A 16,290-nucleotide genomic window follows, 5' to 3' on the forward strand; every position below is an offset into this window, starting at 1 on the left:
TGATCAGGTTAGCCGGGCGCGGTGGGCGGCGACGCGTTCCCTTGTGGCGCAACGCGAAGAGCAGTAGCGACGTGGGCTTCCACCGCCTAGGTGCGCGAAGGGTTTTCCGCACGACGGCGACGCGCACAGGCCGCCGGGGACGCTTTGGCGGTCGGCCAGCAGAGTGGCCAGGGCCAGCGCCGAGGACGTGATCAGCCAGGCTCCCCACGGGCCGTCGTCGGACGAGTCGACGTGCAGGTGCCAGCCGAAGTCGTCGTCGTGCGCGGTCAGGCGCGGAGGTCCGGCGTAGGCGGCGAACAGGGCGTTCAGCACCTCGGCGGCCGAAGCGGCGTCCGGGGCGGCGAAGACCTCCCGCAGTTCCAGCGCGGCGGCGCGTAACTCAGCGACCTCGCGCGCGGACAACTGAGGCCGCGGCTCGCCGTGCTCGACCAGTACTGCGGCGACCGAATCCGGCGACGGGTCCGCCGTCAGCAGCACATCGAGCAGCGCTACGGCACGGCGGACAGCGTCCCGAGCGGAGCGGCCCGCGAAATCCGGCTGCGTTCCAGGCATGCGCCACTGTAACATCTCATCGGTGACAAGCCGTTACAGGTTCACGGCGTATCTCATTGGGGCGACGGCTGCGCGCACTGGTGACGAGTTGTCCGGTCCGGCGGTGCTGCTGCTCGGCGTGGGTGCCTCGGGGGCGGTCGCGGGGTCGACACTGCTGGCCGGGCTCACTGTCGCGGCGGCGGTGGGCGGGCCGGTGCTGGGTGCGCTCCTGGACCGGTCACGCGCGCCGGGCCGGATCCTCGCGGTGGGGCTGATCGGGTACGCGGCGGGGTTGGCTGCGATCACCGCGCTGTTCGGGGCGGTGCCGTTTGCGCTGATGGTGGGGATTGCCGTGGTGACCGGGTTGCTGGCGCCGGCGATCGGAGGCGGGTGGACGGCACAGGTCCCCGCGTTGGTACCCGCGCCGAAACTCGGCAGGGCGAGCACCCTCGACGCGATGACGTTCACTGCGGCGGCACTCATCGGACCGGGGCTCGCGGGAGTGCTCGCTACAGCTGCGGGGGCTCCGGTTGCGATGGTCGTGGCCGGAGTGCTGACGTTGATCGCGGTGCCGTTCGCGTGGCGGCTCCCCCGCAACAGTGAAGGGCAGCGGCCGAAATTCTTTGAAGCGGCAACGGTTCTGGTCCGCAATCCTGCGTTGCGACAGTCGACTGCGACCTCGACGTTGTCGTGCGTCGGGGTCGGGATGGCGTTCGTCTGTTATCCATTGATCGGCGAGCAGCGGCTTGGCAGCGCGGGATACGGGACGTTGTTGCTCGTCGGCTTGTCGGTCGCCTCGTTGCTGGCGAACGCGGTTCTCTCGCGACGGTCGTACTCGCCGGATCGCGCGGTGCAGTTGAGCACTGTCGCCATTGGACTTGGTTTAGCGGGGGCGGCGGTGGCACCGAACGCGCCGCTATTGGTGCTTGCGGTGGCGCTCACGGGAATCGGCGAAGGGCCGCAACTGGCGTCGTTGTTCGCGGTTCGACATCGGGAAGCGCCGCCGGAACTGCGGGCTCAGGTGTTCACCACGGCGGCCAGCATCAAGATCGCCGGGATAGCGCTCGGAAACGCCGTTGCCGGGCCGTTAGCCGCCTGCTCCCCCACCGTCGGGCTGGTTGCGGCGGCGGGGACGCAGGTGGTCGCGGCGGTCGCGCATCCGTTGTGGACGGTCAGAAAGCAGCTAGTCCGTTAGGGGTTCCATTACCGGTCGGGCCGTCGTATCCCGGGACGCCGGTGCAGAGATAGTCGCCGCATTCCTCGAATACGACATTGTCTCCGCCGACGACGTCGTAGAGTTTCCCCGCGTACAGCCGCGAGGCGTCCGGATACTGATCATGGTGTCCGGCCAAAGCAATGACTCCGGCGATGAACGGGGCAGAAGCGCTGGTGCCGCCGACTACCGTCCAGCCGTGGAGGACTGTGGTCTCGTACACGGCGGGTCCGGTGGCGGGATCGGCTACCGCGGCGACATCGGCGACGGTTCGGCCGGGGCAGTTCGGGTCCTTCTGCCACGCGGGTTTCGGGACCCAGGCCGAACATCCGCTCGACGCGCCCTTCCACACCGATTCGGTCCAGCCGCGCGCATTGTCCGCTTTGGACAGTGAGGTGCCGCCGACCGCGACGACGCTTGAGTACACCGCGGGCGCGCTCGGCGCCGCGAATCCGCCGTCTCCGCTCGACGCGACAATCGCCACGCCGGGATGCCGGTAATGCGCGGCGAAATCGCCGGACCAATGGCTTTCCGGTGCGCCGTAGCTGTTCGACACAATCGTCGCGCCGAGTTTCACGGCCGTGTCCACCGCGGTGCCGAGCGCTTCGAAGGACGCGTCGTCTCCTTCTACCAGCAGGATTTTGCACTGGGCGCAGGCGGCGGAGGCCATGTCCAGGTCCAGCGCGGCCTCCACTGGCCAGTCGCCCTGCCGCGGCGGGAGCGGAGCAGCCTCGCCGTGCTGGTTGACTTTGCGGAAGCAGCCGTTCGCGGTGGTGCACGCCGGGAGGCCGTAGGTTTGTCGATATACCGCCAGGTCTGCTTCGGCCGTCGGGGCGTCGCCAGCGTCGACGATGGCGATCGTTTCTCCCGCGCCGCCGGTGTCGGGCAGGCGGTAGGCCGAACGCAGGTCAGCGGGGCTGTATCCGGTGGCGCGCAAGGCAGCGCGACTGTCCAGTTTGGCGTAACACCGGGCGAATCCGGGAGCGGCGGGACCGCAGATGTCTCGCGGGGAGGCGGACGCGACGGACGGGATGAGCGCGCCGAGGAGAAGCAGCACAGCCAGGATGCGTTTCATCGCTCGGCCTTCCCGACGGTGTAGGCATTGCTGATCGTCTGCGTGATCGCGTTGCCCGCCAGATCCCGCGCGGTCACCTTCAGCGACGGCGACGTCCCGGCTGGCGGATTCCGCCACATCGCGACGTATTCGCCGAACAGTCCGAAAACCTGCGCGGGCTGCCAGGTGGCGCCGTTGTCGGCAGATATCGAAACTGTTGCCGAGGCGATCGGCGAATGCGACCCGGAACCGCTGTACGCGGCGTGGCCGACATGCAGTTCGAGCAACTGCAGCGGTGAGGACGACGTCGTGGAGAGGTCGGAATCGAGCCGGTAATCGACAGTCAGCGCACCGAGGATTCGGCACGGCTGCGTCGGATCGCTTGCCTGGCAACGATGCGGCGGAGGAAGTACGGCACCAGCCGCGGCCGGGTCGTATTGCAGGGTCAGTTCGGTGCGCAGCTTTCCAGCCTGGCCGACGCCGGGTATCGCGGTCCGGTCGACGTCCAGCACGCCGCGGAAGGTCGCCGGCGTCTTCGGCACGTCGACCGACGCGCCGTAGGCACCGTCCTGGTCGAAGATCTGCTGATCGTTGCGGTACAAGGAGAAATGCAGCCGCGGCGCGTAGAACAACGGGATCGCGGTGTGGTCCGGTTCGCTGTCGCGCAATTCCGGGATGGCGACCGAAACCGTGCCGCCGGAATAACACGCCTCGCACAGCCGGTCTCGCCGCCACTGCCCGAGACCGGCGGTCAAGGGCCCGCGCGACCAGTCGACGGTCGTGGTGCTGCCCGGCCGATAGGTGCGGGGATCGGCGGTCATCAGCGTGTACGACGAGCCTTTTTGCTCGTACTGCACCCATTGCCTCGTGTGCGTGGTGCCGAGGTAGTCAGTCAGCACGCCCGGGGCGTGGATGAAGAAACCGCTCGCGCCGAGGCCGTGCCGCAGGATCACCGGGTCCACCGGACCGCTGTCGATCGCGACCGGCATGGTGTCGGCGGGATCGGCGTACATCCGGTCCCGGACCGTCGCGAGTTCACTGTCCTTTGTGGAAAACGACTGGTCCTCGCCAATGCCCTCGCTGGAGAACGAAAGATCGACGCGGTACCGGTCCTCGGGCTTGGGCGCTTTGCCCGCCCACTGCACGACGTAATGCAGCACGCCCTGAGCCGGCTTCGGCACCGGCCGCACGTACTGCTTGGTCGTGCTGCCCGAGATGCCGATGGCGAATCCCCGGCCGGTCGCGTCCTCGCGGAAGAAGTTGGTGGTGAGCAGTTCCTGTGTCGTCGACTTCGACGGGGCCACCTTGACCTCGGCGGTCGCGTACTTCTCCTCCACGGTGAGGGTCCGCACCTCCGGCGAATCGCCGACGGCGAACCCCTCGACCCACGAGGTCCGCGTGGCGATCACGCTCCCGGTGCTGTCGAAGTCGGAGAAGGTCGCGGAGGCGGCGTAATGCCCTTCGGGAACCGCGATCCGGGTGACGCCGTCGACGTCGACGTGCCGCAGCAGCTTGGCCGCGGAATCGGTGTTGATCAGCGAAACGATGCCGTTGACCGAGCGGCCCTGCAGATCGAGGAGGCGGAGTCCGACGATCTTCATCGGGTACCGCGGCTGCTGTTCGCGGGGCGCTCCGGCCAGCCGGATCGTCGCGGGCAGCGCGCTGCTGCCCGCCGGGCGTCCGGCGGCCGCGTCCTCCGCGAGGCGTCGGTGCAGGTCAGCGGTGAATTCGGCGGGCGAAGCGAGGTAGCCGGTCGCAGTGTTCCCGGCGGACGAAGCGAGCGTGATCCCCGGCAACACCGCCGGGGTCGCGCCTGCCGGGAAAGTGATCTCCACAGGTGTCGCCCCCGCCGGCATCCGAGCCAGCGCGGTGACGTCGAACAGCGATTTGTCCAGCCGTCCGAGAAACGGAACGGCCTCGCCCGGAATGACGTAACGGTCGCCGCCGTCGGTTTGATACGACTGAAAAGTGGTGCTCGGCGGCGACGAAAAAGCGTAATTCGTGCCGCCGTTCGGCCCCGGGAAAACCGTCAGCCGGTCCCCCGTCGGCAAAGCCACTTCCCGCCCTTGCGGTGCCGCCGCCGAGAAGGGCTCGGCCACCGCGGCTGGTGCCGCCACCGCGAAACTGCCCAGCACCAGCGCGATCGACACGACCGTGCGACGTCTTCCGGAAACCCGTCCTCCCATGCCCGATGCTCCTCTCCAGCATGCGGCAGAGCAGGATTTTCAGGACGGTTTCCGAGGATGGACTGGACCAATTGACCGCGTCAACGAAAAACGCGGTTTCTGTCCGGAAGGGCGATTGTTGTCAGCCCTGCCGGAGCAATGCGGGAAGGGCCTAGAACGCCATCGCCTGCGCGCGCCGCTTGACCTCGGTCCCGTGGCTGGTGCGCAGTGCGTTGATCGGCGTGCTGCCCGGGAGCGTGTCGTCGGCGGTGAAGAGCCAGCGGAGCATCTCGGTGCGGCTGAACCCGGAGTCGGCGAGCACGGTGATCGTGCCGCCCAGCCCCTTGACGATGCCGTCCTTCACGAAGAAGGCGGCGGGCACGCAGAGTTCGCCCTTGCGCCGGACAGCGATCAGCTCGCCGTCCCGCAGCATCTGGCGGACCTTGTTGGCCGACACCCCCAACGCGGCCGCCACCTCCGGCAACGGCTTGACCGCGACCTCGGTGTCGAGGATGTCGTCGGCGACAGGAATCCCACTCACAGGTGACACTGTGCCACATTCCCCCGTCCGGCCCACTGCTACGCACGGGTGACCCGCCCCGCCGCGCGCGCCCTTCCGTACGATTGCCCACCGTGACGCGCACCCAGCCCAGCCTCGTCGGCACCCTGCTCGAACGCCGGTACCGCGTTGACCAGCTGCTGGCCAGGGGCGGGATGTCGGCCGTCTACCGGGGCCTCGACACCCGCCTCGACCGGGCGGTGGCGATCAAGATCATGGATCCGCGCTTCGCCGACGACCGGTCGTTCGTCGACCGGTTCGTGCGCGAAGCGCGTTCGGCCGCCCAGCTGCACCACCCGAACGTGGTCGCCGTGCACGACCAGGGCTTCGACACCCCGGCCGGCCAGGACACCGGCCTCGCCTTCCTGGTGATGGAGCTGGTCAACGGCGGCACCCTGCGCGACCTGCTGGACGAGCAGGGCCAGCTGGACGTCTCGCTCGCGCTGAGCGTCGCGGAGCCGGTGCTGGCCGCGCTGGCCGCCGCGCACGCCGCCGGGCTGGTCCACCGCGACGTCAAGCCCGAGAACGTGCTCATCGGCCGCAGCGGGCAGCTCGCGGGCGGCGTGGTGAAGGTCGGCGACTTCGGCCTGGTCCGCGCGGTCGCCAGCGCGGGCACCACGAGCTCGAGCGTCATCCTCGGCACCGTCGGCTACCTGGCCCCCGAACAGGTCGCCACCGGCGACACCACGGCCCGCAGCGACGTCTATTCGGCGGGCATCCTGCTGTACGAGATGCTCACCGGCCGGCTGCCCTACACCGGCGACACCGCGATCTCGGTCGCCTACCGGCACGTGAACGACGACGTGCCCCGCCCGAGCGAACTGCGCCCGGACCTGCCGCCGGTGCTCGACGACCTGATCCTGCGCGCCACCCGCCGCGACCCGGAGCAGCGCCCGGCCGACGCCGGCGAGTTCCTGGCGCAGCTGCAAGCCGCGCGCGCCGAGCTGGGGCTGCAGCCGGTCGCGGTGCCGGTGCCCCCGCCGCCGGACGGCGACCGGGTGTCGGACGTCGAACGCACGCTCCCGAACATCCCGGCGGTCCAGCAGAACGTGCCGCTGGGCCAGCAGACCATGCCGGTCTCCGGGCCTCGCGGCACCCGCGCCATGACTCGCGCCGTGCCCGCCGCGCCGCCCCCGGCCGGTTCGTCGCCGCACGCCGGGCCGCCTGCCCCCGCTCCGGACGAACCGCGGAAGCCGCGCGACAAGCGCAAGCTGATCGCGCTGGCGATCGCCGGGGTGCTGGTGCTCGGCGGGCTGATCGGCGCGTTCGCGTTCATCCTCAGCGATTCCAAGGTCACGACCACGACCGTGCCGAAGCTCGCCGGGCTGACCCAGGCCGAGGCGGGCGACCAGCTGCGCGCGGCGAAGCTGAACCCGCGCTACAGCCAGGAGTTCGACAACACCGTCGACGCCAACAAGGTGATCAAGGTGGATCCGGCTCCGGGCACCACGCTCAACCAGGACGCGACCGTGTCCGTGGTGGTGTCGAAGGGCAAGCCGAAGGTGCCGAACATCCAGGTCGGCACCGCGCTCGACACCGCGACGAAGGCGATCCAGGAGCAGAAGCTCACCGTCGTCCAGGGCACGCCGGAGTACAACGACACCGCGCCGCAGGGCACCGTCGTGAGCGTGAGCCCGGCGGCGGGCACCCCGGTGGACATCGGCGGCCAGGTGACGCTGGTGCTGTCCAAGGGCCCGGAACCGCTTCCGCCGGTCCCGGACGTCACCGGGCGGTCCAAGGCCGAGGCGTTCCAGATCCTCCAGCAGGCCGGATTCCAGCCGCAGGACGGCGGCGACGAGTTCTCGCAGAGCGTGCCCGCGGGCGCGGTCACCCGCACCGACCCCGGCGCGGGCTCGGCGGGGACCAAGAAGGTCAAGGTCTACGTCTCGAACGCGGTGCAGGTCCCGGACGTCCGGTACCGCACCTTCGACCAGGCCGCGGACCTGCTCAAGCAGGCCGGGCTCGACGTCGACCGCAAGGGCGGCGACGGCAACGGCCACGGGCACGGCGGCGGCGGCTTCAACTTCGTCCTGGAGCAGGACCCGGCCCCCGGCTCGTTCGTGCCCAAGGGCACCAAGGTCAAGATCCGGGGGATCGGCGGATGATCGGCAGCCGCGGCCGGGTCACCGGCACCGTCGGGCCCGGGCTGATCGGCGAGGTGCTGCTCAGCGTCCGCGGCGGCACCGAGGCCTTCTACGCCTATCCGGCCGAGCCGGACACCACCTTCGCCGTCGGAACACCCGTTCTGGTGGTCGATTTCGAGCCTCCGCGCACGGTCTACGTGGAAAGGTGGCAACCGTTGCGCGCTTGACCGCGTCGCAGTGCTGACGGCGTCTGAGCGCCGTGCCAGCTGAATACGGAAAGTGCGGCGAGGGCTATGGAAATCTGGGTCATCGTGGTGATCGCGGTCGTGGCCGTGATCCTGCTGTTCGGGCTCCTGCGGATCCTGTACAAGGTGGCGGAGCCGAACGAGGCGCTCATCATCTCCGGCTGGGGCGTCCGGGTCGAGCGCACCGAAACGGCCGACAGCCTCGGGTTCAAGATCATCACCGGCCGCGGCGTGAACGTGCTGCCGGGCTTCCAGACCGCGCGCAGGCTGTCGCTGGACACCCGAGGGGTGAACCTGCAGGTCTCGTGCGTGACGAAACAGGGTCTTCCGGTCACCGTGCGCGCGGTCGTGATCTACAAGGTCGGCGACGATTTCGCCTCGATCGCGAACGCCGCCCGCCGGTTCCTCGACCAGCAGAAGGGCATGAACGACACCATCCACGAGCTGTTCTCCGGGCATCTGCGCTCGATCGTGGGCGGGCTGACCATCGAGGAGATGATCCACAACCGCGACGCGCTGACCGGCGAGGTCCGCCAGTCGTCGGCGACCGAGATGATCAAGCTCGGGCTGATCGTGGACTCGCTGCAGATCCAGGAGATCGACGACGAGTCCGGTTACATCGTCAACCTCGGCAAACCGCACGCGGCCGCGATCGCCGCCGCCGCGCGCATCGCCGAGGCGCAGCGCGACCAGGAGGCCACCGAGGCCGAGCAGGTCTCCGCCGCGCGCAAGGCGGGCGCGATCCGGGAAAGCCAGATCCAGCAGGCCGGGTACCAGGCCGAGGTGGACCAGGCCAAGGCGAAGGCGAGCCAGTCCGGCCCGCTGGCCGAGGCGACCGCGCGCCAGGAGGTCGTGGTCCAGGAGACCAGGGCGGCCGAGCTGGAAGCGGCGCTGTCCGAGCAGCGGCTGCAGTCGCAGGTCCGGAAACCGGCCGACGCGAAGGCGTACGAAACGCGCACCACGGCGGACGCGGAACGCGACGCGCAAATCGCCCGCGCGCAGGCACAAGCGAAGGAAACCGAGCTGCGGGCGGGCGCGGACGCGACGCGGGTCAAGACCGCGGCGGACGCTGAAGCGCAGGCGACGAAGGCCCGTGCGGAAGCCAGCGCGAGTGCGACGAAGGCCACCGGTGAGGCCGAAGCGGCGGCGGCCAAGGCGAAGGGTCTCGCGGACGCGGACGCGGCGAAAGCCAAGGGTCTGGCCGAAGCCGAAGCGGCGAAAGCGAAGGGGCTCGCCGAGGCCGAGGCGATCAAGGCGCGCGCGGCCGCACTGGCGGAGAACCAGGAGGCTGTGGTAGCACAACAGCTGGCCGAGCGCTGGCCGGAGATCGTCGAAGCCGGCGCGCAGGCCTTCAGCAATGTCGACCACATGGTGGTCCTGAACGGCGCGGACGGGATGTCGGACATGTTCACCAAGGCGCTCTCCCTCGGCGGCACGGGCCTCGGCCTGGCCCGCCAGCTGATGGACGCCATGGGCACCAAGCAGTCCGGTTCCGACGGCGGCCTCGCCCCTCGCGAGGACTGATGAGCTTCTTCACGGACGGTCCTCGCGAGCGACCCCTGTTCCCGGTCCGGGAGCAGGAGCTGTTCGGCTACGAGGGCCGTCCGTGGACGGGCCCGCCCGCCGACCACATCGTGCCGGCGCTGGTGCCCTGGGCGACACCGCTGGGCCGGTCCGAGCGCACCATCGTGGCGCTGCGCGCGGTCGAGGTGTGGCCGGAGGCGATGACGCTGCGGATCGCGGTGTATTCGCGCGACCGCATGGACGGCGCCCCGCTGATCGGCCACCGGCGCATCCCGGACTACAACTCGCTGCTGGTCGGCGTGCTGTTCCCGGACGGCGGCCGGGCCAGCTCCGAAACCGTTTCGGTGCCCAGCGCGGGCGAGCCGCGCGAGCCGGTGCTGCGCGTCGAGGACGGCAGCGGGTCGGAGTTCCACTACGAGCACCCGGTCTTCGTGTGGCCGCTGCCCAGCGCCGGTCCGGTGAAGCTGATCGTGCAGTGGCTCGACCGCGAGATCGCGGAAACGCACACCAAACTCGACGGCGGACGGCTGCGCGCGGCGGCGCACGAAGCGAGCGAACTGTGGCCGGGGCTGCCGAAGCGGCCGGGCAACGGCGTCGCGATGCGCCAGATCGCCGCCGAGGTCACCGACTCCGCCGGACCCGGCCTGCCGCAGCGGCAGCCGCGGCGTGCCCCGGGCGAGTGAAATCCGCGGGAATTAGCGTCCCCGAAACATAACGGCCGTCCGCCGGTCATACCCGAGTAGTGTCGTGACATTCGCCCTCGACATTCGCACTCGACGCCGGACGTTGGAAGGTGGACCATGGCACCTGCCCCGCTCAGCTCGCTCGATGTCGCTTTTCTTTGCCTCTCCAGGGAAACCGCGCCGATGCAGATGGGAGTGGCGCTGGTTTTCGCGCCGGAGGAGCCGGTCGATCCGGACCGGTTGGCCGGGCTGCTCGCCCGCCGGGCGGCGGAGATTCCGCCGCTGCGCCGGAAAATCCGCGCCGGGCTGTTCCCTCCCGGCTCCGCGACCTGGGTGGACGACCCGGATTTCCAGGCAGTGAAACACATTCACCACCACCGGCTGACCACGCTGTACGACCCGGACCCGCTCCCGGAGTTCGCGGCGAGGTGGATCGCCGAACCGCTCGACCCGCACCGTCCGTTGTGGGAACTCACCGTGGTGACAGGTTTTCCGGACGGAACCTTCGCGATCTTGCTAAAACTCCACCACGCGCTCACCGACGGCGCGGGCGCGTACGCCGTCACAGTAGGACTCCTGGACGGATTGCCGCTCCCGGAGCCCGCGCCGGCGATTCCGCAGCCGCGCACGCCGATGGACGCGGTGCGGGATACGTTGGAGACAGCGGGAATCGCGTCGTCGGTGGTCCGGGCGGCCCGGCCGCCGTGCCTCCCGCTGGCCGCACCCGCGACCGCCGAACGGCGCCTCGGTTTCGCCCGGCTGGCCTCGGCCGATCTTCGCCGGATCCGCCGAACACACGGCGGTACCACGAATGACGTCGTGCTCGCGGTCTTGTCGGGGGCCTTGCGCGAATGGCTGATCAATCGCGGCATTCGCGCGGAGGGACGGTCCGTGCGCGCGCTGATTCCCGTGAGCGTGCGCGGGAGAGCGGCCGAGCAATGGGGCGGGAACAAGCTTTCCGGCTATTTGTGCGATCTGCCGATCGGAATGGACGATCCGGTGCGGCGACTGGCCGAAGTGCGCGCCGAGATGACCCGCAACAAAGCCGCCGGACCTTCGCGCGGAGCCGGGGCTTTCCCGCTGCTGGCCGACCGGATGCCCGCCGCGCTGCACTGGCTGGGAACCCGGACCGCCGGGCTGGCCGCGCCGCTGCTGTTCGACCTGGTGGTGACCACCGTGCCGGTGCCGCCCGCCCGGCACGCGCTGGCCGGAGCGCCGCTGACGGAGGTCTACCCGTTCGTGCCGCTGGCCCCGCGCCAGGCGGTGGGCATCGCGGTGGCGCCTTATCGCGACAGTGTCCACATCGGACTGCAGGCGAACGCGGACGCGGTGGCCGATCTCGGGTCGCTGCGCGACGCGGTCGCCAAGTCGGCGGCGGAACTGCTGGACGCCTCGTGAGCGGCGCTCTGCGGCTTCGGGTTGTGCGCGGATGCGGAGCACCGGCTGGCCGATGGGCCGCGCGGTGCCGTTCCCGCGAAGGTACGTGAGGGGAACCCTAAGGGAATCAGGGTCCCGCAGGGTTCCCCTCACGTACCTCGGCATCGCGTGCCGGGCCCGGTGTCCGCTCTGACCGGGATCAGCACTCTCGGGCGGGAGAGTCAGCCGCGCAGCATCTCCGCGACCAGGAAGGCCAGCTCCAGCGACTGCTGGGTGTTGAGCCGGGGGTCGCAGGCGGTCTCGTAGCGGCCGGAGAGGTCGACGTCGGAGATTTCCTGTGCCCCGCCGAGGCATTCGGTGACGTCCTCGCCGGTCAGCTCGACGTGGATGCCGCCGGGGTAGGTGCCGAGCTTGTGGTGCACCTCGAAGAAGCCCTGGACCTCGTCGACGATGCGGTCGAAGTGCCGGGTCTTGTAGCCGGTGGACGATTCGTGCGTGTTGCCGTGCATCGGGTCGCACTGCCAGATGACCTTGTGCCCGGACGATTCGACCTTCTCCACGATCGCCGGCAGCACCTCGCGGACCTTGCCGTTGCCCATCCGCGAGATCAGCGTGAGGCGGCCCGGTTCGTTGCGCGGGTCGAGCCGCTCGACGTACTCCAGCGCCTGCTCGGGCGTGGTCGTCGGGCCGACCTTGAGCCCGATCGGGTTCGACAGCAGCTCGGCGAACGCGATGTGCGCGCCGTCGAGCTGCCGGGTGCGCTCGCCGATCCACAGGAAGTGCGAGGACAGGTTGTACAGCTTCGGGTTCGCCGCGTCGGCCTGGTCCAGCCGCAGCATCGCGCGCTCGTAGTCGAGCAGGAGCGCCTCGTGGCTGGCGAAGATCTCGGTGTACTGCAGCGAGGTGTCGGTGACGCCGCAGGCGTTCATGAACCGCAGGCCGCGGTCGATCTCGGCGGCGAGCGCCTCGTACCGCTCCCCCGCCGGCGAGGAGGACACGAAGTCCTTGTTCCAGTCGTGCACCTGGTGCAGGTCGGCCATGCCGGCCCCGGTGAGCGCGCGGACCAGGTTCATCGCCGCGCCGGCGTTCGCGTAGGCGCGGATCATCCGGCCCGGGTCCGGCACCCGCAGCTCCGGCTTGGCGACGAGCGAGTTGATGATGTCGCCGCGGTAGACCGGCAGCCCGAGCGCGTCGGTGCCGGACGAGCGCGGCTTCGCGTACTGGCCCGCGATCCGCCCGACCTTCACCACCGGCAGGCTGGCCCCGTAGGTGAGCACGACGGCCATCTGCAGCAGCGTGCGCAGATTCGCCCGGATGTGCGGTTCGGTGTTGGACTCGAACGTCTCCGCGCAGTCGCCGCCCTGGAGCAGGAAGGCCTCCCCGCGAGCCACCATGGCGAGCCGGCTCTTCAACCGGTCGATCTCGGCGGGCACGGTGATCGGCGGCACGCTCTCCAGCACGCCGCGCACCCGCTTGGCCAGCGCGGCGTCCGGCCACTCCGGCTGCTGCGCGGCAGGCAGCGACAAGGCGGTGTCGAGGCGGTCCCGCAGCTCAGGAGGCAGGGGCGGCAGCTCGGGAAGAGTGTCTACGGGAACGTCGACTGTCCAGTTCACGCGTCTCAGGATAGGGTCTGCCGCGTTTGTCCGGGGCGGTGGGCGTCGAGGGTCACGCGTCCGGGGCGTCTTGGCGGTAGAGGGTGCCGAATCGGTCGGCTACGTCCAGCAGACCTGCTAATTCGTCAGTATCAAGGGCTGGGACGATGACGGACCAGTGGTCGAGGGCCGCGGCTTCGGCGAGGATCCGGCGGCGTTCGTCCGGCGGGGCGGCGGCGGAGACGTCGACCAGGAGCCGGGCGCGGTCTTCGGCGGATTCCACGAGGCGGGTCCGGGCCAGCGCGCGGGGCAGGTCGTGTTTGGCGAGTTCCGGAAGGAACGCCAGGACGAGCCGCTCCTGCTCCGGCTCGGCTTCGACGGTCTCGATGACGGCTTCGGCTTGGTCGAGGTGTCCGGCCGCGGCCAGGCCCCGGACTAGAACCCGCCGAGCACCGGCCAGGTCGCGCTCGCCGAGGTACCCGCACAGCTCGAGGGCCGCGGCGACCTCTCCCCGTGCCGCCAGGTCCGCCATCGCGTCCTCGATCGCCAAGCCGAGGGCAGTCTCCGGGTTGGCGGCGACCAGCTCCACGACCTCGGCGGGTTCGCCCGCCGCGGCCAGCATCGCGATCGCTGCGTGCACGTCGTTCCAGGCGAACTGTGCGAACACGGGCGGCTCCTTCACCCGGTTCCGGACATGCGCCGCGATCCGGGCCAGCGCATCGTGGTCGTCGGCCGCTCGAAGCCGACGGGCCAGCGAGGTCACGGGTTCTCGCATCACCGACCAGTACTCGACGCCGCAGATCAGCTTCTCGGCGATCCGCAGATCTCCCTTTGCGGCGAGAAGGCTCGCCAGCTCCTTGATTTCAGTCAGCCCTTGCCATTCCGGCGCCATCAGAGGAGCGAGCAGCTCGGCTCGGCGCACATCCCCGGCCGCCACGACTGTTTTGGTCAGCGCGCTGATCGCCGCTGCCGCGCGCAAGTCGTGCGCCGGACGGCGGGTGAGCGCTTCGGCCTGCTCCGCTGCCTGGCGCGCACGGGTGCGCTCTCCTGCGGACAGCAGCGCATCCGCCAGCACCGCGAACCGATGGGCGTCGGCTTGCAGTTCGAAGGCCGACCGGCGGGTGGAGAGGTAGCGGCCGGTCCAGTGGAAAGCTTGGTCGGCCTCGCCCGCGGCCACGAGTGCCTGAACGAACCGGATCGTCGCCTCGCCCCGCGCGAAGGGGTTGGTCATCGAACCCAGCACCGCCGGAACCTCGGACAGCCTGCCCGCAGTGGCCAGGAATTCGACCAGAACGGGCACGAACCGGTACTCGCGTTCCACGTCGTCGAATCTCGCGCCGACAGCTCCGGCCGAGTCGTGCGCCGCCGCCAATTCGGCGGTGACATCGAGGTGGAACAGCACTCCGGCAGCGCCGTGCTCCTGCGCGAACCTCCGAGCCCGGTCCGCTTCGCCGCGCTGGACGAGCCGCCGTGCCAGCTCCGCGAACAGCTCCTGGCGGCGCAGCTCGTGAGACACGGCCGCGGCCAGTCCGGCCGCCGCGTCCGCGTCGTCGACCGCCAGCACCGCCAGTTCGCCGAGCGTTCCGTCCCGGAGGTCTTCCCTCGAGATCTCCCTCGCCAACAGCCCAGCCCTCGAGAAGCCCAGGTCGCGAACGGCGGCGGTCATCGCGGCGATCCGCCGACGCTGATCCGCACTGACGCGGTCGGCGACCCGCGCCGCCGCCGCGTGCTTTCCGCTGTGAACCAATGCCACGGCAGTTTCCGCGAGCAAGGTGTCGCGCAGATCCGGGTCGTGCTCGTCGTCGGCCAGTCGCTCAGCCCGTTCGGACTGCCCGGCGCGGGCCAGCTCCCGGGACAGATCGAGCAGCGCCCGCGTGCGCGGCCCGGGCTCGGTCATGGACTGTGCCAAAGCGACGGCGTGGTCGACCTGTCCCAGCGCGGCCCACACCGCGGGCAAGCGCACCGGCGTGATCTTGTTGCGCTCGCGGAAGTTGTCCCGATAGGTGTCGAGCGTGATCAGCCGGACCAGGTCGGGTTCACCGGACGCGAGCAGCGCAGCGCGGGCAGCGTCCAGCTCCCCCATCGCGGCAAGGTCGCCGCCCGAAACGTCCAGCAGGCGTTCGTGCCGAGCCGGGTCACCGGCGAGATCTACCAGCGCGGCCACGTCGCCGCTCTCCTGGACGAGCCGGAAGTAGCCGCGCAGCAGGAATTGGGGAGTGTCCGGCGGCCAGCCCGCCGAGCGATACCCGGCGGCCCATTCGTCGATCGCCTCGCGATACCGGGACAGCTCGGCACCGAACGCTTCGACCGCCTCGCGTTGCAGATTCTCGTGCCCCAGAAGGAAAACCGCCGCGGCCTCGCTTGGGCGCCAATGCGCCGGGCGACGGGTGAACGAGCGGCTTGCCACGCTGTTCAGGACCCGTTCGACGTCCCGGGGGCGGCGCTGAGTCAGCTGCGCCAGGTCGTCGCCGCTGAGGCCGCCGCGGGCCGCGACCAGGAAACCCAGCAGGTCCTTTTGGTCTTGGAGCAGCGCGTCGAGTTCGCGCTCCATATCGGCCTTCGCCGCGACGGCCGCGGGCGAAGGCGCCAGGGAACGCTCGATGCCGGGCGCGCGCAAGGGGTGGTCAGCGCGCACATCCGGTGGGACATCGGGGTTGAGGCGGCTGGCGACGATCACGCGAAGACCGTGTTCGGGAAACGGCAGAAGTGCGGCGATGCTGTGGCCGCCGGAGCTGGCGCCGCGATCCTCGTCCAGGCCATCGACGACCAGCACCAAGCGCTCGCCGCGGTTTCGGCAGTGTGCGGCGGCTTCGGCGAAGACCGCGTTGAGGTTTCGGGCCTCGGGGTCCTTTGCCGCGCCCAGGACTTCGGCCAATTGCTCCTGGACGACATCCACGAACGCCTCGCGGGTGTCGTCGCCGAGGGAACGCGCCGTGACGAAGAACGAGACCACCCGCACTCCTTCGGGCGGCGAGAGCACGAACGAGGCCATCAGGGCCGACTTGCCCGTCCAGGGAGCCGCGCGCCACCACCCGTAGGCGGGGGCATCCTCCGGAGCCGTGCAGAACCGGGCCAGTTCGGCCAATTCCGTTTCGCGGCCGATGAGCTGTTCCGGCGCGACCTGGCGCACCCATTGCCGGTAGCGGGAGCGGGCGGGCGGGGCTCCGGTGTAGGTGACCGAATCGGCGTGGCCCACCTGCACGACCTTGCCCGAGACCGGACCCAGGACCTGGTTCGTGATCCGCTCGTCCACCTGGGCTCCC

Annotated in this window: 12 protein-coding genes; 6 read left to right on the forward strand and 6 right to left on the reverse strand. The window is 70.2% G+C overall.

All coding sequences use genetic code 11. The features are described 5' to 3' along the window. Positions 1-3: 3 nt before the first annotated feature. Entirely contained in the window at positions 4-552 is a 549-nt protein-coding gene (locus tag ABD156_RS07460; protein WP_344268063.1) for a CGNR zinc finger domain-containing protein, read from the reverse strand. A 22-nt stretch (positions 553-574) separates the two neighbouring features. Between ABD156_RS07460 and ABD156_RS07465 the strand changes: the two genes are divergently transcribed. Continuing rightward, positions 575-1,726 (forward strand): MFS transporter, encoded by a 1,152-nt coding sequence (locus ABD156_RS07465; protein WP_344268065.1) that lies wholly within the window; start codon positions 575-577, stop codon positions 1,724-1,726. Here ABD156_RS07465 and ABD156_RS07470 read toward each other — a convergent pair. From ABD156_RS07470 to ABD156_RS07480, 3 genes are all read right to left on the reverse strand, one after another. Next, positions 1,704-2,819, reverse strand: coding sequence for a S53 family peptidase (locus tag ABD156_RS07470; protein WP_344268067.1), 1,116 nt, complete (start codon positions 2,817-2,819; stop codon positions 1,704-1,706). The genes ABD156_RS07465 and ABD156_RS07470 overlap by 23 nt on opposite strands. Next, positions 2,816-4,984 carry a hypothetical protein gene (locus tag ABD156_RS07475; RefSeq protein ID WP_344268069.1) on the reverse strand — a complete coding sequence of 723 codons (2,169 nt, stop codon included), beginning with the start codon at positions 4,982-4,984 and terminating at the stop codon, positions 2,816-2,818. The genes ABD156_RS07470 and ABD156_RS07475 overlap by 4 nt, the downstream gene beginning before the upstream one ends. Positions 4,985-5,135: 151 nt before the next feature. After that, positions 5,136-5,504 carry an Rv2175c family DNA-binding protein gene (locus tag ABD156_RS07480; RefSeq protein WP_344268071.1) on the reverse strand — a complete coding sequence of 123 codons (369 nt, stop codon included), beginning with the start codon at positions 5,502-5,504 and terminating at the stop codon, positions 5,136-5,138. A 92-nt stretch (positions 5,505-5,596) separates the two neighbouring features. On the opposite strand from ABD156_RS07480, the gene pknB reads away from it, so the two are divergent. The 5 genes from pknB (at position 5,597) to ABD156_RS07505 (ending at position 11,456) form a co-directional block, all read left to right on the forward strand. Next, positions 5,597-7,627, forward strand: coding sequence for a Stk1 family PASTA domain-containing Ser/Thr kinase (gene pknB, locus ABD156_RS07485; protein WP_344268073.1), 2,031 nt, complete (start codon positions 5,597-5,599; stop codon positions 7,625-7,627). Further along, positions 7,624-7,833, forward strand: coding sequence for a hypothetical protein (locus ABD156_RS07490; RefSeq protein WP_037809693.1), 210 nt, complete (start codon positions 7,624-7,626; stop codon positions 7,831-7,833). Before pknB ends, ABD156_RS07490 begins: the two co-directional genes overlap by 4 nt. 66 nt (positions 7,834-7,899) lie before the next feature. Then, positions 7,900-9,375 (forward strand): SPFH domain-containing protein, encoded by a 1,476-nt coding sequence (locus ABD156_RS07495; protein WP_344268075.1) that lies wholly within the window; start codon positions 7,900-7,902, stop codon positions 9,373-9,375. After that, complete coding sequence (locus tag ABD156_RS07500; RefSeq protein WP_344268077.1) at positions 9,375-10,058, forward strand: hypothetical protein; 684 nt, start codon at positions 9,375-9,377, stop codon at positions 10,056-10,058. The genes ABD156_RS07495 and ABD156_RS07500 overlap by 1 nt, the downstream gene beginning before the upstream one ends. A 117-nt stretch (positions 10,059-10,175) precedes the next feature. Further along, entirely contained in the window at positions 10,176-11,456 is a 1,281-nt protein-coding gene (locus ABD156_RS07505) for a wax ester/triacylglycerol synthase domain-containing protein (protein ID WP_344268079.1), read from the forward strand. 200 nt (positions 11,457-11,656) lie between these two features. Here the strand turns inward: ABD156_RS07505 and ABD156_RS07510 are convergent, their stop codons facing one another. Together ABD156_RS07510 and ABD156_RS07515 are read right to left on the reverse strand one after the other, a co-directional pair. Then, the gene (locus tag ABD156_RS07510) at positions 11,657-13,048 is read right to left on the reverse strand and encodes a class II 3-deoxy-7-phosphoheptulonate synthase (RefSeq protein ID WP_344268081.1); all 1,392 of its coding nucleotides are present in this window, start codon (positions 13,046-13,048) and stop codon (positions 11,657-11,659) included. A gap of 52 nt (positions 13,049-13,100) precedes the next feature. Next, positions 13,101-16,280, reverse strand: a complete 3,180-nt coding sequence (locus ABD156_RS07515; RefSeq protein WP_344268083.1) for a hypothetical protein — start codon at positions 16,278-16,280, stop codon at positions 13,101-13,103. Between the last annotated feature and the right edge of the window lie 10 nt (positions 16,281-16,290).

It is taken from the genome of Amycolatopsis albidoflavus (assembly GCF_039525725.1).
In the GTDB taxonomy this organism is placed as follows: domain Bacteria; phylum Actinomycetota; class Actinomycetes; order Mycobacteriales; family Pseudonocardiaceae; genus Amycolatopsis; species Amycolatopsis albidoflava.

Coding starts and splice junctions, on each gene's coding strand:
- ABD156_RS07460 (WP_344268063.1), bottom strand. CDS start 552: ATGCCTGGAACGCAGCCGGATTTCGCGGGCCGCTCCGCTCGGGACGCT.
- ABD156_RS07470 (WP_344268067.1), bottom strand. CDS start 2,819: ATGAAACGCATCCTGGCTGTGCTGCTTCTCCTCGGCGCGCTCATCCCG.
- ABD156_RS07475 (WP_344268069.1), bottom strand. CDS start 4,984: ATGGGAGGACGGGTTTCCGGAAGACGTCGCACGGTCGTGTCGATCGCG.
- ABD156_RS07490 (WP_037809693.1), top strand. CDS start 7,624: ATGATCGGCAGCCGCGGCCGGGTCACCGGCACCGTCGGGCCCGGGCTG.
- ABD156_RS07495 (WP_344268075.1), top strand. CDS start 7,900: ATGGAAATCTGGGTCATCGTGGTGATCGCGGTCGTGGCCGTGATCCTG.
- ABD156_RS07500 (WP_344268077.1), top strand. CDS start 9,375: ATGAGCTTCTTCACGGACGGTCCTCGCGAGCGACCCCTGTTCCCGGTC.
- ABD156_RS07505 (WP_344268079.1), top strand. CDS start 10,176: ATGGCACCTGCCCCGCTCAGCTCGCTCGATGTCGCTTTTCTTTGCCTC.